At 69.6% G+C, this 24,720-nt stretch carries 18 protein-coding genes; 10 read left to right on the plus strand and 8 right to left on the minus strand.

The window, feature by feature from the left end:
• The 6 genes from ACEZHJ_RS11070 to ACEZHJ_RS11095 all read left to right on the plus strand — a co-directional run.
• On the plus strand, positions 1–343 hold a 343-nt coding region (locus tag ACEZHJ_RS11070), incomplete at its 5' end, for an NADH-ubiquinone oxidoreductase-F iron-sulfur binding region domain-containing protein (protein WP_375036502.1).
• Between the two features lie 18 nt (positions 344–361).
• Entirely contained in the window at positions 362–3,247 is a 2,886-nt protein-coding gene (fdhF, locus tag ACEZHJ_RS11075) for a formate dehydrogenase subunit alpha (RefSeq protein ID WP_375036503.1), read from the plus strand.
• Complete coding sequence (fdhD, locus tag ACEZHJ_RS11080) at positions 3,244–4,146, plus strand: formate dehydrogenase accessory sulfurtransferase FdhD (protein WP_375036504.1); 903 nt, start codon at positions 3,244–3,246, stop codon at positions 4,144–4,146. Before fdhF ends, fdhD begins: the two co-directional genes overlap by 4 nt.
• Positions 4,147–4,184: 38 nt before the next feature.
• Positions 4,185–4,388: a formate dehydrogenase subunit delta gene (locus ACEZHJ_RS11085; protein ID WP_163140091.1), complete on the plus strand. Its 204-nt coding sequence runs from the start codon at positions 4,185–4,187 to the stop codon at positions 4,386–4,388.
• A 134-nt stretch (positions 4,389–4,522) separates the two neighbouring features.
• Positions 4,523–5,950 (plus strand): OFA family MFS transporter, encoded by a 1,428-nt coding sequence (locus ACEZHJ_RS11090; protein ID WP_163140093.1) that lies wholly within the window; start codon positions 4,523–4,525, stop codon positions 5,948–5,950.
• Positions 5,951–6,222: 272 nt separating this feature from the next.
• Positions 6,223–7,173, plus strand: coding sequence for a LysR family transcriptional regulator (locus ACEZHJ_RS11095; RefSeq protein WP_375036505.1), 951 nt, complete (start codon positions 6,223–6,225; stop codon positions 7,171–7,173).
• 309 nt (positions 7,174–7,482) lie between these two features.
• Here the strand turns inward: ACEZHJ_RS11095 and ACEZHJ_RS11100 are convergent, their stop codons facing one another.
• The 6 genes from ACEZHJ_RS11100 to ACEZHJ_RS11125 form a co-directional block, all read right to left on the minus strand.
• Positions 7,483–9,621, minus strand: coding sequence for a TonB-dependent siderophore receptor (locus ACEZHJ_RS11100; protein ID WP_259202013.1), 2,139 nt, complete (start codon positions 9,619–9,621; stop codon positions 7,483–7,485).
• Between the two features lie 52 nt (positions 9,622–9,673).
• Positions 9,674–10,285, minus strand: a complete 612-nt coding sequence (locus ACEZHJ_RS11105) for a DUF1826 domain-containing protein (protein WP_259202012.1) — start codon at positions 10,283–10,285, stop codon at positions 9,674–9,676.
• A 232-nt stretch (positions 10,286–10,517) separates the two neighbouring features.
• Entirely contained in the window at positions 10,518–11,390 is an 873-nt protein-coding gene (locus ACEZHJ_RS11110) for a cyclase family protein (RefSeq protein ID WP_375036506.1), read from the minus strand.
• 94 nt (positions 11,391–11,484) lie between these two features.
• Positions 11,485–12,312 (minus strand): phosphogluconate dehydrogenase C-terminal domain-containing protein, encoded by an 828-nt coding sequence (locus tag ACEZHJ_RS11115; RefSeq protein WP_163140101.1) that lies wholly within the window; start codon positions 12,310–12,312, stop codon positions 11,485–11,487.
• A 44-nt stretch (positions 12,313–12,356) separates the two neighbouring features.
• Positions 12,357–13,706, minus strand: coding sequence for a four-carbon acid sugar kinase family protein (locus ACEZHJ_RS11120; RefSeq protein WP_375036507.1), 1,350 nt, complete (start codon positions 13,704–13,706; stop codon positions 12,357–12,359).
• Complete coding sequence (locus ACEZHJ_RS11125; RefSeq protein WP_259202009.1) at positions 13,703–14,971, minus strand: ribulose-bisphosphate carboxylase large subunit family protein; 1,269 nt, start codon at positions 14,969–14,971, stop codon at positions 13,703–13,705. Before ACEZHJ_RS11125 ends, ACEZHJ_RS11120 begins: the two co-directional genes overlap by 4 nt.
• Before the next feature lie 398 nt (positions 14,972–15,369).
• Between ACEZHJ_RS11125 and ACEZHJ_RS11130 the strand changes: the two genes are divergently transcribed.
• The gene (locus tag ACEZHJ_RS11130) at positions 15,370–16,095 is read left to right on the plus strand and encodes a transcriptional regulator NanR (RefSeq protein ID WP_163140105.1); all 726 of its coding nucleotides are present in this window, start codon (positions 15,370–15,372) and stop codon (positions 16,093–16,095) included.
• Here ACEZHJ_RS11130 and ACEZHJ_RS11135 read toward each other — a convergent pair.
• Complete coding sequence (locus tag ACEZHJ_RS11135; protein WP_375036508.1) at positions 16,092–18,032, minus strand: hypothetical protein; 1,941 nt, start codon at positions 18,030–18,032, stop codon at positions 16,092–16,094. The two genes, ACEZHJ_RS11130 and ACEZHJ_RS11135, sit on opposite strands and share 4 nt — an antisense overlap.
• A gap of 251 nt (positions 18,033–18,283) precedes the next feature.
• On the opposite strand from ACEZHJ_RS11135, the gene ACEZHJ_RS11140 reads away from it, so the two are divergent.
• The 3 genes from ACEZHJ_RS11140 to ACEZHJ_RS11150 all read left to right on the plus strand — a co-directional run bounded on the left by ACEZHJ_RS11140 (position 18,284) and on the right by ACEZHJ_RS11150 (position 22,924).
• The gene (locus tag ACEZHJ_RS11140; protein ID WP_163140686.1) at positions 18,284–19,330 is read left to right on the plus strand and encodes an ABC transporter substrate-binding protein; all 1,047 of its coding nucleotides are present in this window, start codon (positions 18,284–18,286) and stop codon (positions 19,328–19,330) included.
• A 61-nt stretch (positions 19,331–19,391) separates the two neighbouring features.
• Entirely contained in the window at positions 19,392–21,935 is a 2,544-nt protein-coding gene (locus ACEZHJ_RS11145) for an ATP-binding cassette domain-containing protein (RefSeq protein ID WP_375036509.1), read from the plus strand.
• Positions 21,932–22,924, plus strand: a complete 993-nt coding sequence (locus ACEZHJ_RS11150) for an ABC transporter permease (protein ID WP_163140684.1) — start codon at positions 21,932–21,934, stop codon at positions 22,922–22,924. Before ACEZHJ_RS11145 ends, ACEZHJ_RS11150 begins: the two co-directional genes overlap by 4 nt.
• A gap of 46 nt (positions 22,925–22,970) precedes the next feature.
• Here ACEZHJ_RS11150 and ACEZHJ_RS11155 read toward each other — a convergent pair whose 3' ends face one another.
• Positions 22,971–24,071 (minus strand): branched-chain amino acid aminotransferase, encoded by a 1,101-nt coding sequence (locus ACEZHJ_RS11155; protein ID WP_163140682.1) that lies wholly within the window; start codon positions 24,069–24,071, stop codon positions 22,971–22,973.
• Positions 24,072–24,720: the final 649 nt, after the last annotated feature.

Consider the following 24,720-nt stretch of genomic DNA (forward strand, 5'->3'; position numbering starts at 1 on the left):
GGCCGAGCGCGGCGGGATGATCGGTCACGGCGGCGTCGTGGTCTTCGACGACACCGTGGACATGGCCGAGCAGGCGCGCTTCGCCATGGAGTTCTGCGCCATCGAGTCCTGCGGCAAGTGCACTCCGTGCCGGATCGGCTCCACCCGCGGGGTGGAGGTCATCGACCGCATCCGTGCCGGCACCGACGCCGACGCCAACCTGGCCCTGCTCGGCGATCTCTGCGACGTCATGGAGCAGGGCTCGCTCTGCGCCCTGGGCGGGCTGACCCCGTATCCCGTGCGCAGCGCGCTCGAACACTTTCCCGAGGACTTCGGGACCCCGGCCGCCGCTGCGGCGGGCTGATCCGGCAAAGAGGTAGCCATGGCTGTCGTACAGGAAACGGACTACGGAACCCCGGCGAGCACCGACGCCCGCACGGTCACCCTGGAGGTGGACGGCCACAGCGTGACCGTGCCCGCCGGCACCTCGGTGATGCGTGCGGCGATGACGGCGGACATCGCGATCCCCCGGCTGTGCGCCACCGACAGCCTGGAGCCGTTCGGCTCCTGCCGGCTGTGTACCGTGGAGATCGAGGGGCGCAAGGGCTACCCCGCCTCCTGCCACACCAACGTCGAGCCGGGGATGGTGGTGCGCACCCAGACGCCGGCGCTGGAGAAGCTGCGCCGCGGGGTCATGGAGCTGTACATCTCCGATCACCCCCTGGACTGCCTGACCTGCTCGGCCAACGGCAACTGCGAGCTCCAGGACATGGCCGGCGCGGTGGGCCTGCGCGAGGTGCGCTACGGCTACGACGGGGCGAACCACCTGGACGCCCCGGTGGACGACTCCAACCCGTATTTCAGCTTCGACCCGAGCAAGTGCATCGTGTGCTCGCGCTGCGTGCGCGCCTGCGAGGAGGTGCAGGGCACCTTCGCGCTGACCATCGACGGGCGCGGCTTCGACTCCGTGATCAGCGCCGGCACCGCCGAGGATGACTTCCTCGACTCCGAGTGCGTCTCCTGCGGCGCCTGCGTGCAGGCCTGCCCCACCGCGACCCTGCAGGAGAAGACCATCGTCGAGCATGGTCAGCCCGAGCGCAGCGTGATCACCACCTGCGGCTATTGCGGCGTGGGCTGTTCGTTCAAGGCGGAGCTGCGCGGTGACCAGGTCATCCGCATGGTGCCCTACAAGGACGGCCAGGCGAACCACGGCCACTCCTGCGTGAAGGGGCGTTTCGCCTGGGGCTACGCCACCCACCCGGACCGGATCACCACACCGATGATCCGCGAGCGCATCACCGACGCCTGGCGCGAGGTGAGCTGGGAGGAGGCCATCGATTTCGCCGCCGGGCGTATCCGCGGCATCCAGGCGGAGCACGGGCGCGGGGCGGCCGGGGCGATCACCTCCTCGCGCTGCACCAACGAGGAGACGTACCTGGTGCAGAAGCTCGCCCGGGCGGTGTTCGGCACCAACAACGTCGACACCTGCGCGCGGGTGTGCCATTCACCCACGGGCTACGGTCTGAAGACCGCCTTCGGCACCTCCGCCGGCACCCAGGACTTCGATTCGGTGGAGGACTCCGACGTCATCCTGGTCATCGGCGCCAATCCCACGGACGCCCATCCGGTGTTCGCCTCGCAGATGAAGCGCCGGCTGCGCGAGGGCGCGCGGCTCATCGTGGTGGACCCGCGCCGCATCGACCTGGTGCGTACGCCCCACGTCGAGGCCGACTACCACCTCCAGCTCCGCCCGGGCACCAATGTCGCGCTGGTTAACGCCCTGGCCCACGTGATCGTCACCGAGGGCCTGGCGGACGAGGCCTTCGTCGCCGAGCGCTGCGAGTCCGAGGCGTACGCCGACTGGCGGGAGTTCATCGTGCGCCCGGAGAACGCCCCGGAGGCGGTGGAAAGGGTTACCGGCGTGCCCGCGGAGGCACTGCGCGGTGCCGCCCGGCTCTACGCCACCGGGGGCAACGCCGCGATCTACTATGGCCTCGGGGTGACCGAGCACAGCCAGGGCTCGACCATGGTCATGGGCATGGCCAACCTGGCCATGCTCACCGGCAACCTGGGGCGGCGCGGTGTCGGTGTGAACCCGCTGCGCGGGCAGAACAACGTCCAGGGCTCCTGCGACATGGGTTCCTTCCCCCACGAGTTCCCGGGCTACCGGCATGTCGCCAACGACGAGGTGCGCGGGGTCTTCGAGCGCGAGTGGGGCCTGTCCCTGGACAACGAGCCGGGGCTGCGGATCCCCAACATGATCGACGCCGCCATCGCCGGCAGCTTCAAGGCGCTCTACATCCAGGGCGAGGACATCCTCCAGTCCGATCCGAACATCAAGCACATCGCCGCCGGGCTGGAGAACATGGACTGCGTCATCGTCCAGGATCTCTTCCTCAACGAGACGGCGAGCTATGCCCACGTCTTCCTGCCCGGCTCGACCTTCCTGGAGAAGGACGGCACCTTCACTAACGCCGAGCGCCGGATCAACCGGGTGCGCCGCGCGGTGGCGCCGCCGGGGGGCATGGCGGACTGGGAGATCACCCTGGCCCTGGCCAGGGCGCTGGGCTCGGAGATGGACTACGGCCATCCCTCGGAGATCATGGACGAGATCGCCCGCACCACGCCCACCTTCACCGGCGTGACCTACGAGAAGCTCGAACGCCTGGGCAGCATCCAGTGGCCGTGCAACGAGGCCCATCCGGAGGGTACACCGACCATGCACGTGGACACCTTCGTGCGTGGCCAGGGGCAGTTCATGCTCACGCCCTACATCCCCACGGAGGAGCGCAGCAACCGCAGATTCCCGCTGCTGCTCACCACCGGGCGGATCCTCTCGCAGTACAACGTTGGGGCCCAGACCCGGCGCACGGACAACCGGGTCTGGCACGCTGAGGACCGCCTGGAGATCCACCCCCACGACGCTGAGCAGCGCGGCATCGGCGACGGCACCCGGGTCGCGGTGCGCAGCCGGATCGGCGAGACCACGCTGCGGGCGCTGATCACCGACCGCGTGCCGCCGGGGGTGGTCTATACCACGTTCCACTTCCCCGAGACCGCGGCCAACGTGGTGACCACGGAGCAGTCCGACTGGGCGACCAACTGCCCCGAGTACAAGGTCACCGCGGTGGAGGTCACGCCCAGCGTCACCGACTCGGAGTGGCAGGCGCACTACCGCGAGCACCGTGAGCGGACCCTAGGCCTGCCCGCCGAGTCCGTGGAGACCGCGGACGGCGCCGTGGTCGCCGCGGCGGGGGCGGGCCGATGAGTGCCGGCCCGGTGACCGGACGGCCCGGCCGCGTCCCCGTGGACGTGCCGGTGGTCACCGACGACGCCGCGGCCGGGCCGCCCCGCGCGGCGCCGTATCGCGAGGTCCCCGTGGCCCGCTGGTCCGGCGGGGCCCCGGCCGAGGGCCGCCGGCGGGTCCCCGAGGAGGTGCCGGTGGCGGTGCGGGTGGACTGCGCGGACTACGCGGTGATGCTCGCCAGCCCCACGGACCTGGAGGACTTCGGCGTCGGTTTCCTCTACACCGAGGGCGTCATCGACGGCCCCGGGGATATCGCCGCGCTGTCGCACAGCGAGCACGACGAGGGCATCGTCCTGCGCGTCGAGCGGTGCGCCGGTGCCACACCGATCGCCGAGGTCCGCGAGGGCGGGCGCCGCATTGCCGGCGCCACCGGCTGCGGGCTCTGTGGGGTGGAGGCCCTGAGCGACGCGGTACGCCCGGTGCGGCGTGTGCCCGCCGCCGCGGCAGTGGACGCGGCGGCGGTGCATCGCGCGGTGGCCGGGCTGCGCGAATGGCAGCCCCTGAACGCGAGCACCGGCGCGTTGCACGCCGCGGCCTTCGCCGCCGCCGACGGCACGATCGTGATCGCGCGGGAGGACGTCGGCCGTCACAACGCGCTGGACAAGCTCGCCGGCGCGCTGCTGCGCGACGGCATCGACCCCGGTGACGGCTTCGTGGTGATGACCAGCCGCTGCAGTTACGAGCTGGTCCAGAAGGCCGCCCGGCTGGGTACCGGGACGCTGTGCACGGTCTCGGCGCCGACGGGGCTGGCCATTCGCCTCGCGGGCGAGGCCGGCATGACCCTAATCGCCCAGGCACGGGGCGATGGCTTCAGTGTGCTCACCGGCCGCGTCGCGGATGCCGCCACGGGTGGGCGGTGATCCGCCCGGGCAGAGACGGGACCACCAAAGGACGCCTTATGCATACCGACAAGCTCGTGCGCATGGCCAACGAGATCGCCGCCTACTTCGAGGCCTATCCGGAGGATCGGGCCCGGCGCGAGATCCTGGGCCACATCCGGGCCTTCTGGGAGCCGCGCATGCGCTCGGCGCTGGGCGAGCACGCCCGCGCGGGCGGTGACGGGCTCCGCCCGCTGGCGCACTGGGCGGCTGAGCAGTTGTAGCGGCGCCCCGCCGCAGGCCGGTCGTGGCAGCCCGGGCGGTCCCGCCGGGGCCGCCGCTGCCGGTCGTTCAGGGGGAGACAACAAACAGGCCACAGGCCAACCAACTGCCAAAAGCGCAGCGGAGGAGAGAGATCATGAGCGGCACCGACGCAGGGTTCCTGTCGAAGGAGCGCATCACCGCCCCACGCAACTTCAACCGATGGCTGATACCGCCCGCCGCCCTGGCGGTGCACCTGTCCATCGGCCAGGTCTATGCACTCAGTGTGTTCAATCTGCCGCTGACCCGGGTCGTCGGCGTTACCGAGCAGACCCCGGCGGACTGGCGTCTCACCAGCCTTGGATGGATATTCAGCATCGCCGTGCTGGTGCTCGGCCTGGCGGCGGCCTTCGGCGGTCACTGGGTCGAGCGGGTGGGCCCGCGCAAGGCCATGGCGGTGAGTGCCGTGACCTTCGGCGGCGGCTTCCTGGTCTCGGCGCTCGGCGTACAGACCCACCAGCTGTGGCTGCTGTATCTGGGCTACGGCGTGCTCGGCGGTATCGGCATCGGCTTCGGCTATGTCTCGCCGGTCTCCACCCTGATCAAGTGGTTCCCCGACCGGCGCGGCCTGGCCACCGGCATGGCGATCATGGGCTTCGGCGGCGGCGCGATGCTCGCCTCGCCCATGTCCGTGGCGCTGATGGACTACTTCTCCACGCCGGACTCGGTGGGCGTGGCGGGGACGTTCGTGGTCCTCGGCATCGTCTACTTCATCGCCATCGGTTTCGGCGCGCTGATCGTGCGTGTGCCGCCGGAGGGCTGGAAGCCCGAGGGCTGGGACGGCGAGGTCGCCGGCGGCTCCGGCAAGGCGAGCCTGGTCACCGACGGCCACGTGCACATCAACCAGGCGATGAAGACCCCGCAGTTCTACCTGATGTGGGCGGCGCTGTTCCTCAACGTCACCGCCGGCATCGGTGTGCTCGGCCAGGCCTCGGCGATGAGCCAGGAGATGTTCCCCGGGGTGATCACCGCCGGCGCGGCGGCGGGCTTCGTGGGCATGCTCAGCCTGTTCAACATGGCGGGCCGGTTCTTCTGGGCGTCGCTGTCCGACCGCATCGGCCGCAAGACCACCTTCAGCACGTTCTTCATCCTCGGCATGGTGCTGTTCGCGCTGGTGCCGCAAACCGGGCATCTCGGCGCGGTGACGCTGTTCGTGATCGGCTACATGGTGATCATCAGCATGTACGGTGGCGGCTTCTCCACGATCCCCGCCTACCTCGCCGATGTGTTCGGCACCCGGTTCGTCGGCGGCATCCATGGCCGCATCCTCACCGCCTGGTCGGCGGCGGGCGTGGTCGGCCCGACGCTGGTGAACTACATCCGCCAGTACCAGATCGACCAGGGCGTGGCCAAGGCGGACGCCTACACCATCACCATGTACATCATGGCGGGGCTGCTGTTCGTCGGCCTGCTGTGCAATCTCAAGATCCGCCAGATGGCGGACCATCACCTCATGGACGAGGAGGCCGAACCCGTTCGTCCGGCCCGTGGTGGCCCGACGGTTGCGGCGAGTGCCCAGAACTGAATAAATCCCCGGAGGAGGACTACCCATGGCCAACGGCAATGGTGAACACCGTGTACAGCTGACCGTCACCTGGCTGGTCGTGCTGATTCCGCTCGTCATCGGGGTCGCTTCGACCCTGTCCAAGGCGGTCAAGCTGTTCTGAGACGTCGCACACCCGGCGGGGCGGCACCGCCGCCCGCCGGGCCGTCATCACGAAGGCGCTCGCCTGCGGGCGATCGCCGCTTGGCATGCACAGGCGCCACCGGCGCCCGGAGGGGCCGACCAGGGCATCCATGGACATCCGACAGCTCGAATACCTCGCCGCACTGGCCCAGGAGAAGCACTTCACCCGCGCCGCGGAGCGGTGCAACGTCACACAGCCCACGCTCTCGGGGCGGATCCGCCAGCTCGAGCAGGAGCTCGGCGTGCCCATCGTCGAGCGTGGCCAGCGCTATCACGGGCTCACCGCCGAGGGTCAGCGGGTGCTCAAGTGGGCCCAGGTGATCCTGGAGTACCGTTCATCGATGATGCAGGACCTCAGCGAGCTCAAGGGCGGGCTGAGCGGGCGCCTGGTACTGGGGGTCATCCCGTCGGCGCTGCCCATGGCGACCTCGGTGACCCGCGCGGTGCGCCGCGAGCACCCGAGCGTGTCCTTCACCGTGCACTCGGCGACCTCCAACGAGATTCTGCGCGACGTCCAGGAGTTCCATATCGACGCCGGTATCACCTACCTGGACAACGAACCGGTGGAACGCGTGGAGACCCTGCCGCTGTACATGGAGCGCTACTGCCTGTTCCTGCCCGAGCACCATCCCTGGGCGGGACGGGAGCAGGTGACCTGGGCGGAGGCCGCGCAGCTGCCGCTGTGCCTTCTCACCCCGGACATGCAGAACCGCCGCATCATCGCCAAGGCGTTCCGCAGCGCGGACTGCAATCCGGAGGCGGAGATCGAGACCGACTCCGTGGTCCATCTCTGGGCCCAGGTCCGCTTCTCCGGCTGGGCCAGCGTGATGCCGGAGTACTTCAGCGAGCTGTTCGGGAGCGATAGCGGCATCCGCGGCATCCCGCTGCACCAGCCGGATGTCGAGTACGCCGTGGGTCTCGTGGCGCTTGCCAGGGAGCCGCTGTCACCGACCATCCACGCCCTGTTCGAGGCCTGCCGGGCCAACGAGCTGCTGCCGCTGGGGGAACCGGCGCCGCCGGTGGAGCCGGACGGCCCCGGCGGCCTGCCCGTGGGGGGCTGACCGCCGGGGATGCGTGGCGGGCCTGGCCGTGACCTTTCAGTAGGTTGTTCACTCGGGATCTACCCGGAAGACTGGCGGTGCGAGTCAAAACACTCCGCCAGGAGGTCCGCGTGAACGACCATGTGTGTTGATCCTGCTCCAGGGTAGAGAATGGAATTTCGGGTAGGTCGTGCGCCACGGGCGTGCGACATTCCGGGCCGGTCCCGGCGGCGTCGCACACGGCCTGCCCGCCCGGGATCCCGTCCGTGACGATGTCGGCTGTCGGGCGCAGCCCACCTTGTATGTCTCGGGGTTGAGGGGGTACACAGCCTAGCCGCCGAACGGTACGCGCAGCGTCAGGCGTATATCCCGCCCGGGGGAGAGGGCGTAGCCCTTGTAGGTGTCCAGGAAGGCGCGATAGTCCTCGTTGAGCAGGTTGCTCACGCTCAGGTCCAGGTGGATCACCCGGTTGCCGACGCGTGGCGAGAAGCCGGCGCTCATACCGACCAGCGTGTAGCTGTCCGTGGAGGCGCTGCCGAACGGGGCGTCGTCGAACTGCGAGAAGGGCTCGCCCGGGGCCGCGTCCTTGCTCGCATAGTGGCGGACGGTGACCGAGGCGTGCGGATTACGCAGCCAGCCCCGGCTCGCCGGCGTGAAACGGGCGCCAACGCTGATGTTATCCGCCGGGAGCAGCGGCAGGTCATCGCCGTTGTCGTCACGCTCGCCGTCCACCATCTCGGCGGCCGCGGTGAGCGTCAGCCACGGGGCCAGCGTTTTCTCCACGCTGAGCTCGACGCCATGGAGTGTCGCATCCGCCTGCTCGTAACGGAGCACCGGCAGGCCGCCGTGGGTGCCGCCGGTATCCTGGAGCATGATGTAGTCGTTGATCACGTTGCGATAGACGGTCGCTGTGGCCCTCAGTCCCGGGGACTGCCAGCGCAGCGAGAGGTCCGTGTTCAGCGAGGTCTCCTCGTCCAGGTCCGGATTGCCCTCCTGGTAGGCGGCCACGCCCCCGTGCTGGCCGGCGACGTAGAGCTCGAACAGCGACGGTGCCCGGAACCCGCGCTCCACGTTGGCGGCGAGCGAGAGCCTGTCGGTCATGCTGAGGACCCCGCCGAGCGAACCGGTGGCGACGCCGTAGCTGTTTTCTTCGGCATCGCGGACGCTTGCCGACGGCGCGCGTGTCCGGGAGGCGCGGGCCTCCGTGGTGTGGTGGTCATAGCGCACCCCGCTCTGCAGCAGCAGCGGGCCAAGGCGTTTCTCCTCGAAGGCGAATACCGCCGCGTTGTGCACGTCGCCGCCCGGCGAGAGCTGCGTGCTCCCGCGTGACTCCTGGGTCTTGTAGCGGTATTCCACGCCCACCGTGCCTCCGTCCAGTCCGGCAATGGCGCCGTGTTCGCCCTCCAGGCGGGCCGTGTACTGGTCGAACTCGATATCGATGGTGTGATCGAATCCGGCGGAACGCGGATAGCCTGCCGCGTTGGAGCGGCGCTCGTTGTTCTGCCAGAGCAGCTTGGGCTTCCAGGTGATGTTGCCGATACGGGTGCGCCCGGAGAGGCTGAGCTGTTCGTCGTCGATGTACTGGCCGATCCCCTCGGCGCCCGCTGACGGGGGCTTGATGCCGGCCGGTGGCGGCAGCAGGAAATTGTGCTCGTCGTTCCAGCGCGTGTAGCGCAGGCGCCACTCGCCGCCGCGGTCGTCACGTACGCCCACGGCGATATCGCCGGCCGCCTGTTCGAAGTCGGTGTAGTCGAGATCGCCGGTGTAGGCCGCCGCATCCTGGTGCTCCGGGCTCGGCGGCGGCGGGAAGTAGGTCGTCTCGTCGGGGGTTTCGATGTTGCCCGCGTCCCGCCGGATGACGCCCACGGAGATGCCGAACCGGCCGTTGCCGGCGCCGGCGCGCAGGCCCGTGTCCCACTGGCCGTTATTGCTGTAGTAGCGGGTCATCGCCTCGCCGTGGAAGTCGGTGTCGTAGTCGATTTCACGGGGGATCAGGTTGACCGCACCGCCGAGGGCGCTGGAGCCGTAGAGCACGCTGGAGGCGCCGCGAACGACCTCGACACGCTCGAGCAGGAATGGATCGTAGCTCGGCATGTGACGTACGCCGTACTGCTGGTGATCCAGTCCGACGCCGTTGGACAGCATCCGGATGCGTTCCCCCGACAGCCCGCGGATGACCGGCTTGCCGGCGCTGTTGCCGGTGGCGATGTTCTCCACGCCCGGCAGGTCCGCCAGCGCTTCCCCCAGGTTGGCGTCGCCGTCCGCCACGATCGAATCGGACGTGACGATGTCCAGGCTCGCGGCCTGTTCCGACACAGCCCCCGGCACCGGGGTGCCGGTGACTGTGAGGGGATCAAGCTCCAGGGCGGAGGTGCCTGCCTCCGCGGCCGTGCCCGGCAACGGTGCGCAGGCGGCCAGTGTCACGGTCGCGACCGCATGGTGTACGGGTTTGCGTAAAGGTAGCGGCATATCGCCTCCTTTTACGTTATATCGTATCGATAGTGGGTTTTTTGCCGCTTTGTCAGGCTTGGCGCGGGAGCGCGTCCAGGCACAGCAGGACGCGTGTCCGGCCGCTGCCCCGTAGCGGCGGCGATCGGTGAACCAGTCCGTTTCCCAAGTTCCCGGGGAAACGCTCGCCCTTCATGATGGCGACGTCCGGCGCTGACAGGCGCCGCGGGGCGTGCGTACGGCAGATCGCCTCGTTCGACGCCCCCGCGTAGAGCGCGCTGCGCGCGACCTCGTCGTTGCCCAGCCACTCCGTGCCCGGACCCCGGTAGGTGCACACCAGGCGCAGGCCGACCTGGTCCACGTGGAAGCGGCGGCAGCCGTCGCCGGTGCTTGTCTCGAGACGCAGCGCGATGGCGTCCGTATCGATCAGCCCGGAGAACAGCCGGGCTAGCAGGGCGATGTCCTCGACCCAGTTCGGACAGGCATCGGGGTCGAGTCCGCGCGCCGCGAGTACCCGGGCGATCTCGCCCTGACAGCCCGCCGTGCTGACGCGCCGGCGTACGTCCGGAAGGTCATCAGGGGCCAGGTGCGTGAGCTCGTCGTGGAGTGCCGCTGGCACCTGACGGTGCCAGACGCTCATGTTGACGTCATGGTGCCGTACGACCGCGAGGTCCGAGGCGTCCATGGCGGTCACGTGAGGCCGGCGCAGAGCGTTCTTCGCCGGCGGGACGATAGCGGAGGTCAACGGCGTCATTGGTGACGGTGCCCATGGTGATTTAAATACGTTATATCATAACATTTGGTGTTCGGTTAAGAGCCGGGACGTGGCGGCAGGAGCCGGGGGCGCGGCCGCCCGGCAGGGGCGTGCCCCCGACGGCGGCGACTATGTGAGCCCGATCCTTGCGGTGACCCGTGCCTCAGGCAATGGCGATCGGGCGCAGCATGGAGCCGGTCGCACCTTCGATCCGGGGCGGCAGGGCGATGAACAGGAACTCGTATACCCCGGCGGCGGCAAGCTCCTCAAGGTAGATATTCTCCATGATGTAGATGCCGGCCTCGATCAGCAGCCGCTGGTGCACCGGATGGGGGTTTCCGGGCTCGATGGAGGGCACGACCTCGCAGGATTCGGTGTCCACCCCCACCGCGGTCACGCCGAGGTCGGCGGCCATGTCCGCGATGGGACGGGTTATACCCGATCCCTGGGTCTCCGCCATGCGCTGCTGATCCGGCCACACCGACATCTGCCCGGTGCGGACGAGGACGACGTCCCCCTGTGCGGGCGGGGCGGTGCCCTGGCGCGCCATGGCGCCCTCGAACTCGTCCAGCGAGACCGGGTGCGAGCGGCCGAGACGGTGGACGCCCAGGTGGCCGGCGACGTCGGCGAGCACGGCGCGGGTGACGATGGGCGGCAGGGTGGAGGCATCGTGGTCGGTGGGCCCGAAGTCGCCGAGCGCGTCGGCGGCGCTGGAGCCGCCGTGCCAGTGGTCATCCGCGCCGCAGGTGATATGGGCGAGGGCGTCGATGTGGGCGCCGGAGTGACAGGTCGCCACCAGCATCTCCGAGACGATGCCGATGTTCTCGCGGTTGACCTCCGGCGCGAGCCAGTCCTGGTCCTGGCGGATGCGCAGGCCCTTCGGCGTGCGGTAGGTGACCACCTGGAACGGCGGGTGGCCCGCCCACATGGGCATGCCCGGGAAGCGTCCCGGGTCCAGGTCGAAGACCCGCCCCAGGGACGGGGCGCGGAGGTCGCCGAGCAGCTTGGCCGGCTCCGGGTGGCTGTCCGTGTTCATAGGGGCTCCGGGCGGTTCCGTCCCGCGGGGACGGGCGTGAAGGTGCCGCCGCCCGGGCGGTGTGCGCCGGGCGGTCCGGAACAGGGGGCCGGGATCAGGTGATCCGGCGGATGCTCTCGCGAATGGCCTCCGGCTCGAAGACCTGCTTCCAGTCGTCGCGGATGATCGCCGGCTTGCCGTTCTCGATGGCCTTGTTGGCGGCATCCGAGAACACCCCGTCGATCTCCTCGAAGAGTACGGCCAGCTCGATGTTGGCATGACCGAGAACGAAGTCCCGGGCCGCCTCCCGGGAGACACCGCGGGCGACGCACTCGTCCAGGGCCTCGCGCAGGGTGGCGAACAGCGTGGCGGCCACGGTCTCGGACAGCCCCGGCTCGAGGATCGCCATGTGCTCGACGCTCACGCGGTGGGAGCGGTCCACCGGCGCGTAGATGGTGCGCGCGATCTGTTCGCCCAGCGCCCAGCTCTCCTCGGGGCCCTGCATGAGCGCGGAGACGATGTTCTGCTTGGCGGCAAGTCCGCCGAAGAAGTCCCGCTGTGCCTCCTCGGTGGGCTCGTAGTTGAAGATCGAGGGGTGGCAGGGGTGGGTGACGAAGTAGACGAGATCGTCGCGCTCCGGCAGGTGCCCGGCGAACGGCGCGGCGGCGTCCAGTGTCACCACCATCGTACCCGCGGCCAGCTTGTCGTCGATAGCGTGGGAGACCTTGCCGATCAGGGTGTCCGGTACGGCCAGGATCACGGCGTCGCTGCCGGCCAGGGCCTCGTCGACGTCCATGCATTCCACGCCGAGGTCGGCCTTCAGCCGTTCGCGGGCCTGCGGGTTGTTCTCCACGTGGCGTGTCTCGAACTCGGAGTTCTTGAGGTTGCGGCTGAGCCGGTAGCCCATCTTGCCGCCGGCGCCGATGAGGGTGATTGCGGTCATGGGAAACTCCTCCAGGGATTCGTTGTGGATCGGTGGTGGATCGCTCAGGCGTGGCCGGCCCGAACGTGTGCGAAGTACGGTGCCTGCCCGACCTGACCGCCCTTGAGCGCGATCTGGAGACCGTCCAGGTCCGGGTCGTCGGCGTGGACGGTGCACAGCGGTGAGCCTGGGGCGATGGGGGTGAGCGTGGTCAGCGCATACGCCCCCATTTCGTTCATGGCGTGGCCGGAGGTGTCGCCGCCGGCGACAACGGCACGGCGCACCCCGGTTCGCCGGAGCGTCTCGGTGAGCAGGCGGCCCTGGGCCCGTCCGAGCCGGTGCGAGAAGCCCTCGGGATCGTCGTTGAACAGGGCCCGCGTGCGTTTGTCCGGCGCCCCCAGCGAGGAGAAGGCGACGACGCTGCGCCCCTGCTCCAGCGCCGCGCTGCAGTGCCCGATGGCCCGTTCCAGCGCGGCCTCGCCGGTCTGCGGCGCGAGCAGCGCCGCCGGGTCCAGCGTGTAGCCCTCGAATCCGTTCTCCAGGGCCCACCGGATCTGCCCGGCGGTGACCGGGGAGCAGCTGCCGGAGACCACCATGACCCGGTCGCTCGCCGTCGCGGCGCTGGCGCGGGGCGCCGCCGGCAGCGGGACGGCGCCGCTGGCCCGCCAATGGGCGATGAGGGCGTATTCGACACCGGAGGAGCCGACGCAGAAGCGGCTGTCCGCGCCGTCGGTGACGTCGCGCCAGAGCAGCTCGCCGGTCCGGCGCTGGGTGACGTCGTCGAGGACGTCGTAGAGCAGCACGCCGGCGTCGCCGTCGAGCAGGGCGCGGTGCCGGGCGGGGTAGTCCTCCGACCAGAGGGCCAGCACGTCCATCAGGGCGACGGGCTTGTCCGTCTGCCGCGCCAGGTGCCGCCGCAGGTCGCCCTCGGTCATGGGGGTTACCGGGTGACAGCTCATGGTCGGGTGGCGGTCTATGCGGTAGGTCTCGTCGCCGACCGTGGCGAAGAGGTTGCCGAACGCCTGGTAGCGGCGCAGCACCGGCGCGCCCACGACCACCGGTGTCTGGCGCGTGCCGAGGACACGGGCGCCGATGTCGATGGCGCGGCCGATGCTGCCGATCTCCGGTGCGCTGTCGAAGGTCGAGCAGATCTTGTAGTGCACCAGCGGGGCGCCGAGCGCGCGCAGGCCGGCGAATATGCCGGGCAGGTGCTCGTCCATCCAGGCGGGGGACTTGGCCCGGCTGATGCCGGCGATGCCGACGGCGCGGGCCTCCGGGAACCTCGCCAGCTCCGCGGCCGTCGGCCGTCGCAGGAACAGGACCGTGGGCACGCCGTTGACGCTGAGCGCCTCCATGACGTCGGTGGAGCCGGTGAAGTCGTCGCCGTAGTAGGCGAGCAGTGGTGCCTCGGTCATCGGGCGAACGTCTCCAGGGCCCGGGCCAGGGCCGGGTGTTCCCTGGCGTAGTCGGCGAGGGGGATGCCGGCTGCTGCCGCTTCCCAGCCCTCACGGACGCTGCGCACTCCCGCGGCGACGCCGTCCGGGTGGCCGACGATGCCGCCGCCGCAGCAGTAGATGAGGTCGCTGCTGCCGAGCGCCTCATAGGTGTCCGGTGCCTGCCAGGCGGACTGGCCGGAGGAGAACACCGGCATCGCCAGGCAGGCGGGCCGGGGGGCGTCGAACAGCGGGCTCAGGCAGGTGCGGGCGGAGGCGATCACGCTGTCGTCGGGCTCGCAGAACTTGTTGCGCAACCCGTTGACGTGCATGTGATCGGCGCCGGCCAGGCGCCAGAGCTTCTGCCAGGCGACGTAGCTGATGCCGACGGCCGGGGAGCGTGAGTACAGACCCCAGCCGTTGCGGTGGGCGTGGATCGGCAGCTCGCTGTGCCGGCGCAGTGCCGTGAGGCCGCTGAGCCCGACGCTGTGGAGGCTGACCATGATGCAGTTGCCCCCGAGCTCGCGGACGAGGTCGTGCCGGCGGCGCATCTCGTCGACCTCGCCGGTGAGGTTGAGCGCGTACATCACGCTGTGGCCGGTGCGCGCCTCGTGCTCGCGAATCACCTCGATCACCGCCCGGGCGCGCTCTTCGAAGGGGCAGTGCGGACCGTCCGCCTGCAGCTCGTCGTCCTTGATGAAATCGATTCCCGCGTCCACCAGAGTGCGGGTGGCGGCCGCGGTCTCGCCGGGGGAGAGCCCGACGGACGGCTTGATGATCGTGCCGATCAGGGGCCGGTCGTGGACGCCCACGAGCCGCCGCGTGCCCTCGACGCCGAAGGCGGGCCCTGCATACGCGTCGGCGAACGCGGCCGGCAGCTGCACGTCGAGCAGGCGCAGGCCGGAGAACTGCTTGAGCTCGAAGAGATTGCCGGCGATGGTCGCGAGCAGGTTGGGCAGTGACGGTCCCATGTTCGCCAGGGGCCAGGAGAGCGTCACCGTCGCGCGCCGCCAGCTCGCCGGTGCGTTGCCCCCCGGCGTGGCGGCCCCGGGCAGCGAGGGGCTGCCCACCGTCTCCTGCTCGGTGATCGCCTCGACCCTGGCACCGTTGCGGGCCTTGATCTCGTCGGTCTCGCCGGGGACGGCCAGGAACGTCCCCGACGACTGCTCGCCGGCCATGGCGGCGGCGGCATCCTCCAGCGGGAAGGCGGTCTCGATCCAGTAGGTCGCTTGGATTCTTTCCGGCATCCTGAAGGGCCTCTCCTCGTCGCGGGGTCGCGGGAACGGCTTTTCGTATCCCGCCTGTCGTTTTTCGCCCGTCACCACGCCTGCGTGGTGCATCCGGTCCGGGAGGGCCGGCCTAGGCATCATGTCAGGCTATGATTAGCTCATCATACCAGTTCGCGTCAAGAAACCACCGGTGAGGTTGCGGTGCGGTGCAGGCCGTACCGACGACGTGAAGCCGGTGGGTCGCGTCCGCGATGAGCCGGCAGGACTGCTGATGTCCCCGGTTAACTTATATAATCAGCACACATGGTATGATGACCTGCGCGCGCAGGGACGGCGGGCCGATGTATCCCGTTACGGACGGGAGACGCCGGCCATCCTGCTTGAAACGGCGCGGTCCGGTGAACAGGAGCGAGTGGATGAGCACGATCAAGTCGACCCCGATTGCCCGCAGGAAGCTCTCCGACGAGGTGCTGGAGCGGCTCGTGGATCTGATCGAGAGTGGCCAGCTCAAGGCCGGCGACCAGATGCCCTCGGAGCGTGAGCTCATGGAGACCTTCAACGTCGGCCGGCCGGCGGTGCGCGAGGCGCTCCAGAGCCTGGCCTCCATGGGTATGATCACCATTCAGCATGGTGAACGGGCGCGGGTGACCGCCGTCACCGCCCAGTCGATGATCAACCAGATCGACCGCTCGGCGCGGTATCTGCTCTCGACCTTCCCGAAGAACGTCGATCACCTCAAGGAGGCGCGGCTTTTCTTCGAGGTGGGGATGATCCGTGTCGCCGCCGAGCGGGCCGGGCCCGATGACGTCGCCCGGCTGGAGGAGGCGGTCCGCGAGATGGAGCGCAACCTCGGCAAGGGCCGGACGTTCATCGAGGCGGACATGCGCTTTCACCGCATCATCGCCGAGATCCCCGGCAATCCCATCTATGCGGCGGTGTCCCAGGCCATGCTGCAGTGGCTTTCCGAGTTCCATGTGGACATGGTCAGTTTCCCCGGCGCCGAGGACGTGACGCTCAAGGAGCACTACGAGCTCCTTGAGCGGGTCAAGGCGAACGACCCGGACGGCGCCGCCCAGGCGATGACGGACCATCTCACCCGCGCCAGCTCCCTGTACACGGCCCGCGCCCGGGGCGAGCGCTAGACCTCTTGCCCGGGTGCCGTGCCGATGACGCGGCGTACGCCGTAGGGCGGCAGGGTCGCCTCCGGCACTGCCATGGCGGCGGTGCGGTCCATCCAGTCCCGGGCCCCGCGGGCGCTCGCCGCCACCGTCGCGTCCAGACACTGCACCTCCTTCACGTCGAGCCCCTCGATCCGCACCAGGGTGGTCTCCGGCCGGCGGTTCGCGATCCAGAGCTCCGCGCGGCCGTCGGTCCGCGTCCAGGCGACGGCGTCGACGCGCTGCGGGTCCCCGGTTGCGGTGCCGACTCCCCGGTCCCGCGGTGCGCGGGCGAGCCCCCGGAGTACGTGGAACACCGGGTATAACCCCCGTGCGTCCATCGTCGGAAAAGGGGCGCCCAGCGACGACAGGGCCACCGCGTCGACCCCGGCGGCACGGGCACGGGCGTAGTAGCCGAGGTTCCAGGCCGCGGCGAACTGGGCGGTCTGGCGCGGGTCGTTGCGCGCCATCGGCACCCGCAGCCGGTCCCGGTTGTCGAAGGTGCGCACGCCGTAGGGGTTGCTCCACATGCCGATCGCGCTCATGCCGACCCGGTACGGCGTTCCCGTCGGCACCATGGCCCGGGCTGAACGGAACACGTGGGGCAGAGCCTCCAGGGTCTCCATCACCGAGACGTCGTCCGCGGCATGCACGATCGCCGCCGTGGCGTGGGTCAGGAAGTCGATCCGTCCGCGCGGCGGGCAGCGGTTCAGCTCGGTGAAGTAGGTGAGCATACCGCCGCCGGCGGCGGCGTGGGGAAACACCCCGCGCACCGCCTCGGTCACGGCGTCCGGCGTCGCCGTCCCCGGCCACTGGCCGTCGGGCTGGTGGCTCCTGAGATAGGCTGCCGGCAGTGCCAGCACCCCGGACGGCGCCATGCCGAGTTCCTCGAGGGTGTCCGCGAGCCACTGCAGGGCCGCCCGCGGTTCGGCGTCGTCCGGGAGGATCACGCCCAGGTTCACCCCGGTTCCGGTCCCCACGTCGTCCAGCATCGCGGCGGCCGCGCGCAGGTGGTCCGCCGCCGAGCGGCTGCGCAGGTCCACGCGCATCTGAAGGTGGTCCGGCCGGATACCGGCGAGGGTCTGCCGGACGGTCTCCGAGACCGGTTCCCCGAGGTCGTGGCCCATACCCAGCGCGGGCAGCGGAGAGCGTGCGTCGTGGTCCACGTGCACCGGCACGACGGCACGCTCCCCGGGCGTCGCCGGGGCGTCGCCCGAGGCCGGCCCGTCGATGCGCACGCGTACGCGCTGTACCACCGTCTCGCCCGCCTCGATGCGGTAGGGCGTCGGCCATGCCAGTGGACGGTTGTAGGTCTTGAACGAGGCGTCGGTCCAGTTGCGCTGGTCCTCCATTTCGAAGACATCGCCCTCGAAGGCGCACTCGACGGTGATCCCGGGCCGGGGCTGGTGGCGGATGGCGGCGATGTCGAAAAAGGGCTGGCCGGGGCTGATCCGGTCCGGGAAACGGCCGTCCTCGTCTCCGCCGTCCGTGTGCATGACGGTGGCCGGACTGCCCGCGACGCCCTCGATGGGATGCAGTACCACGAGCCCGCTGCGGCTGGTGGTGAAGCCGCCGGGCGAGCTGAGCCGGGCGGTCACCGTGAGCTCGCCGTCGCGGATCCGGGCCTCGAACGCCGCCGCCAGGGTGCCGGCCCCGGCGGTGGTGGCCTCGAAGCGGAACACCCAGGTGCCGTCGTCGCGGTGTGCGGACGTCTCCTCGCGCTGGAGCAGGCAGGTGCCCCACTGATCGTCGCGTATCGTCAGCCCGATGCCGCGGAGGATCTCGGTCCCGCCGACGTGGATATGCCTGAGCCAGCCGTCATCGACCGCGAGCTCGAATGCGCCGGCCCGGATGGCCATGGGGGATGGCGGGGCAGCATCGGTTCCGAACAGGGCCTCGGCGTCACTGGGGTTGGGGTGCATGGCTGCGCTCTCCTCCTGCGCCGGATGCATTGTCGTCGAATTCAGGCTAGAAATAACGTCATCACACCAGTCGGTCAAACGCCCGTCCGACCGCCGTAGCCTTGACGACCGGGAGATTACTGGTGTAATGAGTGTACGACATGATGATCGGACCGAGCGAGTCCGGCCAGATCGGCGCCCCGGTTGCGCCGTATCGAAGAGCAAAACAGGCCGCGGCCACGCGGCGACAGTCCTGAGGAGGAGAAAGCCCTATGTCGACGAATCTATTCAAGGTTACGCGCCGCGTCGCGCTCTCGCTGTGCGCCGTGGCCCTCACCGTCCCCGCCTTCGCCCCGGTCTCCGCCCGGGCGGCGGACAAGCCGGTCATCGCACTGTCGAACGCCTACTACGGTAATACCTGGCGCCGGCAGATGGTCGACTCCTTCGAGGCGGCGGCGAAGAAGGCCAAGGAGCAGGGGGTGATCGAGGACTACATCATCCTCAACGGCGACGGCTCGGTGAATCAGCAGATGTCCCAGATGGGCAGCCTGATACTCAAGGGCGTCGACGCGATCGCCATCGATGCCGCCTCCGAGTCAGCGCTCAACGGCGTTATCAAGAAGGCCTGCAGTGCCGGTGTGAAGGTGGTGGCCTTCGATTCGGTCGCCTCCGCACCATGCGCCTACAAGCTCAACTTCAGCTTCGTGAAGTACCAGGCGGATCTCGCCGAATACGTCGCGGACCGTCTCGACGGAGAAGGCAACGTCCTGGTCGTCCGCGGGGTGAAGGGTTCAGCCCCGGACCACGACATGTACAAGGGCCAGATGAGCGTGCTCAAGAAGTACCCGGACCTCAAGGTCGTGGGTACGGTGTACGGTCAGGCGACGGGCTCGGTGGCCCAGTCGGCGGTAGCAAACATCCTGCCGAGCCTCCCGCACGTCGATGCGGTGCTCACCCAGGGTGGCGGCGACGATTACGGTGTCGCCAAGGCCTTCGAGCAGTATGGCGGCGAGTACGCCGACGACATGCCGATCATCGTGGGCGGTGGCAGCTCGAACTTCATCCACTGGTGGGCCGATCGCCGCGAGAAGACCGGCTACAGCACGATCTCCAAGAACACCGCGCCCGGCATCGGCAGTGCCGCGTTCTGGCTCGCCTACGAGATCGAGCAGGGCGCAACGCCCCCGAAGACCATGCTCATGCCGGTGGCGACGGTCACCAACGACAACCTGGGCGAGTACAGGGACATGAAGCCTGGCGTCATCGTCAGTCCCGAGTACACGCACGACTGGGTCACCGGGCACCTGCTCGACAAGTGACCGGCTTGTGCCCGGTCACCCCGCGGGGTGACCGGGCCTACATGCATGCCCAGGAGCCGTTATGAGCCCCAGCGAGTCCCCACGCGATCCTTTCCCGGAAACAGCGACCGGGGAGACCGGTGCCGCGCATGCGGTATCGCCGTCCGGCCCCCCTGCGCCGAACGTCGTCGCCCTCGAGGGTGTTACCAAGGCCTACGGCCCGACGACGGCCAACCGCGACGTCGGCATCGTTCTCGCCGCCGGTGACGTCCTCGGCCTCGTCGGCGCCAACGGGGCCGGCAAGAGCACGCTGATGCGCATCCTCTGCGGCGTGACCGCGCCCGACCGGGGCAGTCTCGCGATTGCCGGCGTGCCGGTGGATTTCCAGCGCTTCTCGCCGCGGCACGCCCGGGTGCAGGGGATCCGGATCGTCCACCAGGAGCTGTCCCTGTGCACCAACCTGTCGGTCACGGAGAACTTCTTCCTCGAGGATGCCCGGATCGCCGGTGGCGGCCCCCTGTGGCACGCCCATTACGGGCGGCGCGCCCGCCGGAGCATCGACCGGGTCTTTCCGGACGCTGGCATCGATGTCCACGCGCGGGTCGGCGACCTGCCCATCGGGCAGCGGCAGATGGTGGAGATCGCCCGGGCCGCGAGTGATCCCAGCCTGCGGCTGCTCATCCTCGACGAGCCCACGTCGTCGCTGGACTCCGAGCGCAGCATGCAGCTGCGGCGGTACATGGAGGCGCGCTCCGGCGAGGGTGTGTCGTTCGTGTTCATCAGCCACAAGCTCGGCGAAGTCGTGGACATCGCCTCGCGGATCGCCGTGATGCGCAACGGCGAGAAGGTCTGGGAGGGCGATTCGGCGGAAACCTCGGTGGGTCAGCTCGTCGACTGGATGGGCGGTGACGCGGGCCGGGAGCTGGAGAGCCACCACGCCGATGCCGGGGCCCGCGGCCGGGACGGCGCGGCGGTGGCGCGCGAGCCGCTGGTGCGCATTGGCGGCGACCATGTCCGCGGTACCGGCGGGCAGACCCTGGCGCTTCACGCCGGCGAGATCGTCGGCTTTGCCGGGCTGGAGGGCAGCGGCCAGCGCGAGATGCTTCACGAGGTCTTCCGTCAGGCACGCCGGGGCAGCGTGCAGTGCCTCGGGTCCGTCGGTTTCGTCTCCGGGGACCGCCGCAGGGAGGGCGTCTTCCCCCTGTGGAGCGTGGAGGAGAACATCGCCGTGGGCCAGACCGGCAAGCGTGGCCCGCTGGCGCCGCTCGCCGGGCGCGGCGAACTCGGGCGCATCGACCGGTGGTTGGAGAAGCTGCGCCTGGATCGCGAGCGCCTGCCCTCGCCGATCCTGGAGCTCAGCGGCGGCAACCAGCAGAAGGCGCTGGTGGCACGGGCGCTGTTCGCCGATGCGGACGTGATCCTGCTCGATGATCCCACCCGCGGCGTGGACGTCTCGGTCAAGCGCGATTTCTACGACGTGGTCCGCGAGCTGGCCGAGGCCGGCAAGCTCATCATCTGGTACAGCAGCGAGGATATCGAGTTCCTGGAGTGCGACCGGGTCCTGGTCTTCAGCGAGGCCGCGATCGCGTGCGAGCTCCGCGGCGAGGACATCAGCGAGGAGGCGATCGTGAGCTCCGCGTTCAGCGAGATCGTGGAGGAGGCCACGCCTGCCGCCGCCGGTGCGGGCCGGGCGCGCCAGGGGCAATGGCGGCAGTGGCTGTTCCGGGTCGCGCCGTTCCTGAGCACGATGGTGATCTTCGCCATCATCGGCTCGATGAACCCGATGGCGGTCAGCGCGTTCGGCCTCGACCTGCTTTTGGGGCCGGCGGTGCCGCTGGTGCTGGTGGCCGCCGCGCAGATGTTCGTGGTCGGGGGCAGTCATATCGACCTGGGCGTCGGGGCCTTCGCCGGGCTGGTCAACGTGGTCAGCGCCACGGTGCTGGTCGCCCATCCCGGCCCGGGGGCGCTGGCCCTGCTCGCGCTGGTTGCGGGCTACGGGAGCCTGGGCGCCCTGATCGAGGGGCGCAAGCTGCCCGCCATCGTCGTGACCCTGGGTGCCTCGTTCATCTGGCTCGGGATCGGCTATACGCTGCAGGAAAGCCCGGGCGGGAGCAGCCCGGCGTGGCTCAGCGCGCTGTTCTCGTGGTCGCTCGCCGGTGTCCCCGCCTCGGTGGTCATGATCGCCGGCGCGGGGGTGCTCGCCTGGGCGGTCAACCGCTCGCGGCTGGGCGTGGTCCTGCGGGGCTTCGGCAACAACGCCCAGGCCCTCAGCCACATGGGCTGGTCGGCGTTCACCTACACCGTCGCGCGCTACGTCGTCGCCGGCGTGTTCGGCCTGTTCGCCGGGCTCTCCCTCACGGCGGTGAACACGGCCTCGGATATCAACGCCAGCGGCTCGTTCACGCTGCTCAGCGTCGCCGCGGTGGTAATCGGCGGTTGCCGGCTGGTCGGCGGCTCGGTCACCCCGGTTGGGGTCGTCTTCGGCGCGCTCACGCTCTCGCTGATCGGGGCGCTGCTGGGCTTCATCGGGATCAGTACGGATTACAACGCCTCGGTCCAGGGGGCGCTGCTGATCGGCATTCTGGCGTTGCGGACGCTGGTCGGGCAGAAGGAGACGGCGGAATGAGCGGGTTTTTCAGCTGGGCGGCCGGGAATCGCTGGATCTGGTCGGCGATCGGTGTGGTGGTGCTGTGGGGGATCCTCAGCGTGTTCGCCGAGAGCTTCAGCCTCCAGAGTCTCAGCGGCGTCCTGACCTCGACGGCGTTCCTGACCATGGTGGCCATCGGTCAGATGTTCGTGGTCTCCACTGGCCGGGGCAACATCGACCTGTCCATCCCCAGCGTGGTCACCTTCAGCGCCTTCGTCGGCATGAGCATCATCCAGGGCTCGGCGGCGATGGTGCCCGTCGGGGTGCTGGCGGTGGTCGCCATCGGGGCCGTGGTCGGCTCGGTCAATGCCTTCCTGGTCCTGCGCCTCGGCATCCCGGCCATCATTGCGACACTCGCCACCGGCTACATCATGGCGACGGCGGTTCTGCTCGCCAACCAGCACTTCTCGACGTTCGCCGTCGATCCGGTGCTGAAGACGCTCACCACCGGCAAGCTGCTCGGCTTTCCGGTGATAACGCTGGTCAGTCTGGTGATCGTGGCCTTCGCCGCCTGGGTGCTGCGCACGCGGGCGTACGGGCGCAGCCTGATGGCGGTGGGGCAGAATCTCCGCGCGGCGGGGCTCGCCGGTATCCGGACCGATCGCACCATCTTCCTGGCGTTCTTCACCAGCAGCGTGCTCGCGGCGGTGACCGGCGTGCTGCTCTCGGCCTACGTCGGCGGCGCCTTCCTGGAGATGGGCAAGCCCTACCTGCTCCAGTCCGTGGGCGCGGTCGTGGTCGGCGGGACGCTCATCTACGGCGGCAGCTCGACGGCGCTGGGGACGTTCTTCGGGGCACTGCTGCTGGTCCTCATCGTCACGACCATGCAGATCGCCGGCCTGCCCGCCGGCATGCAGGACATCGTCCAGGGGGCGGTGATCATCGGCGTGCTGGCACTGGCCGGGGACCTCAAGGCCGCCGGGCGTCCCCGCAGGCGGACCACTGGCAAAGAGGCCGCCGGTGGCTGACGCCGTGCCGGGAGGCCCGCCACCGTAGCGGCGGGCCACGGCCCGGTCATGCCAGGCGCGTCATCCAGCCGCGCTCATCGTGGCGGTGGCCGTACTGCAGGTCGAGGAGGGCGCGGCGCAGCATCGGGCCGACGGTGCCGCCGTCACTGTCGCCGCAGGCGATGGTGCGCTCCTCGGTGACCAGCTCGCCGATGGGGGTCACCACCGCCGCGGTCCCGCAGGCGAAGACCTCCGTAAGCGAGCCGGAATCCGCCGCCTCGATCCATTCGTTGATGCTCACCGGGCGCTCCTCGACGCTCAGGCCGGCGTCCGCCGCGAGCTCCAGCAGCGAGGCGCGGGTGACGCCCTCGAGAATGGTCCCGGAGACCGGCGGGGTCACCAGCCGCTCGTTGTCGAACACGAAGCACACGTTCATGCCGCCGAGCTCCTCGACCCAGCGGTGCTCGCTGGCATCGAGGAAGACCACCTGCTCGCAGTCGTGCGCCGACGCCTCCTGCTGGGCGGCAAGGGAGGCGGCGTAGTTGCCGCCGCACTTGGCCGCGCCGGTGCCGCCGGGGGCGGCCCGGGTGTAACGGCGCGACAGCCAGATGCGGACCGGCTTCACGCCCCCGGAGAAGTAGGCGGCGGTGGGGCAGGCGATCACGTGGAAATCCACCGTGTGTGAGGGCCGCACGCCGAGAAAGGGCTCGCTGGCGATCATGAACGGACGCAGGTACAGGCTGGACTCCGCGCCGTGATGCTGCGGTGTGGGCACCCAGTCGACGTCCTGGCGGACCAGTGACTCGAGTGCGCCGAGGAAGGTCCCGGTGTCCGGCTCCGGCAGCGCCAGACGGCGCGCCGATGCGCGCAGGCGCTCGGCGTTGCGTTCCGGGCGGAAGGTCCACACGGAGCCGTCGGGATGGCGGTAGGCCTTGATCCCCTCGAACACGGTCTGGCCGTAGTGCAGGGCGGCGGTGGCCGGGTCCAGGCTCAGCGGCCCGTAGGGACGAACCTCGCCGGCTTCCCACCCCCCGGCGGCGGTCCAGCGTACGTGGACCATATGATCGGTGAAGAAACGCCCGAAACCGGGATCCGCGAGAATGGCCGCCCTGTCGTCGGCGCTGGTCGGTTCGGTGTTGGGGGTGATCCGGAAGCTGGTGACGGACAATTTGACCTCCCGTGTTGTCGTGGTCGGATCCCGGTGCGCCGCCCGCGCACCTTTTTACGGGCCTTCGCCGCGGGGCGTGAGCCATCTTCCCAGGCCCCAATATCCCGTGAAATGACGCTGCCTGTCACGTCCGGTGTGTCACGTGCAGGTGAACGCCCGCCGGACGGTTTCCCCCTCGGCGGCGTGACGGTGGGGATCCGGTGCCGCGGCGGGAGATCCGTTGCGGTTGCCCATGCACCATTCGTTGTTGCACAAAAAGAAATATTTATTATACTTTTTATGGGTGGCCCCAACGGCCGCCGGCGATTTCCATAATCTCCCGGAGTGACCCCGGGGAGTACATGCGGCCCCGGAGCGGGGGGCCGGTTTTTAACGGTGGCTGAGTGGTGAGCCCATGGACGTGGCCCGGCTTCTCGTGGCGAGCATGGAATGCGAGCGCGATCGGCTGCGGTATCTGGAGACAGAGCGCGGTGACGATGCGGCGCGGTGTTTCGCCGAGCGCACCATGGCGTGTTACCGGAGTGCGGTGGTGCGGCGTTCGGCCCCCGCCGGTGAGCCGGCCCATCGCGTTCGCCTGATCGGCGCCTACTATTACCTCAAACGCTATCTCTGTGCCCGCCGGCGCGACGCCGGAGCCGGGCAGTCAACA

Source organism: Arhodomonas sp. KWT2, assembly GCF_041949875.1.
Taxonomy (GTDB): domain Bacteria; phylum Pseudomonadota; class Gammaproteobacteria; order Nitrococcales; family Nitrococcaceae; genus Arhodomonas; species Arhodomonas aquaeolei.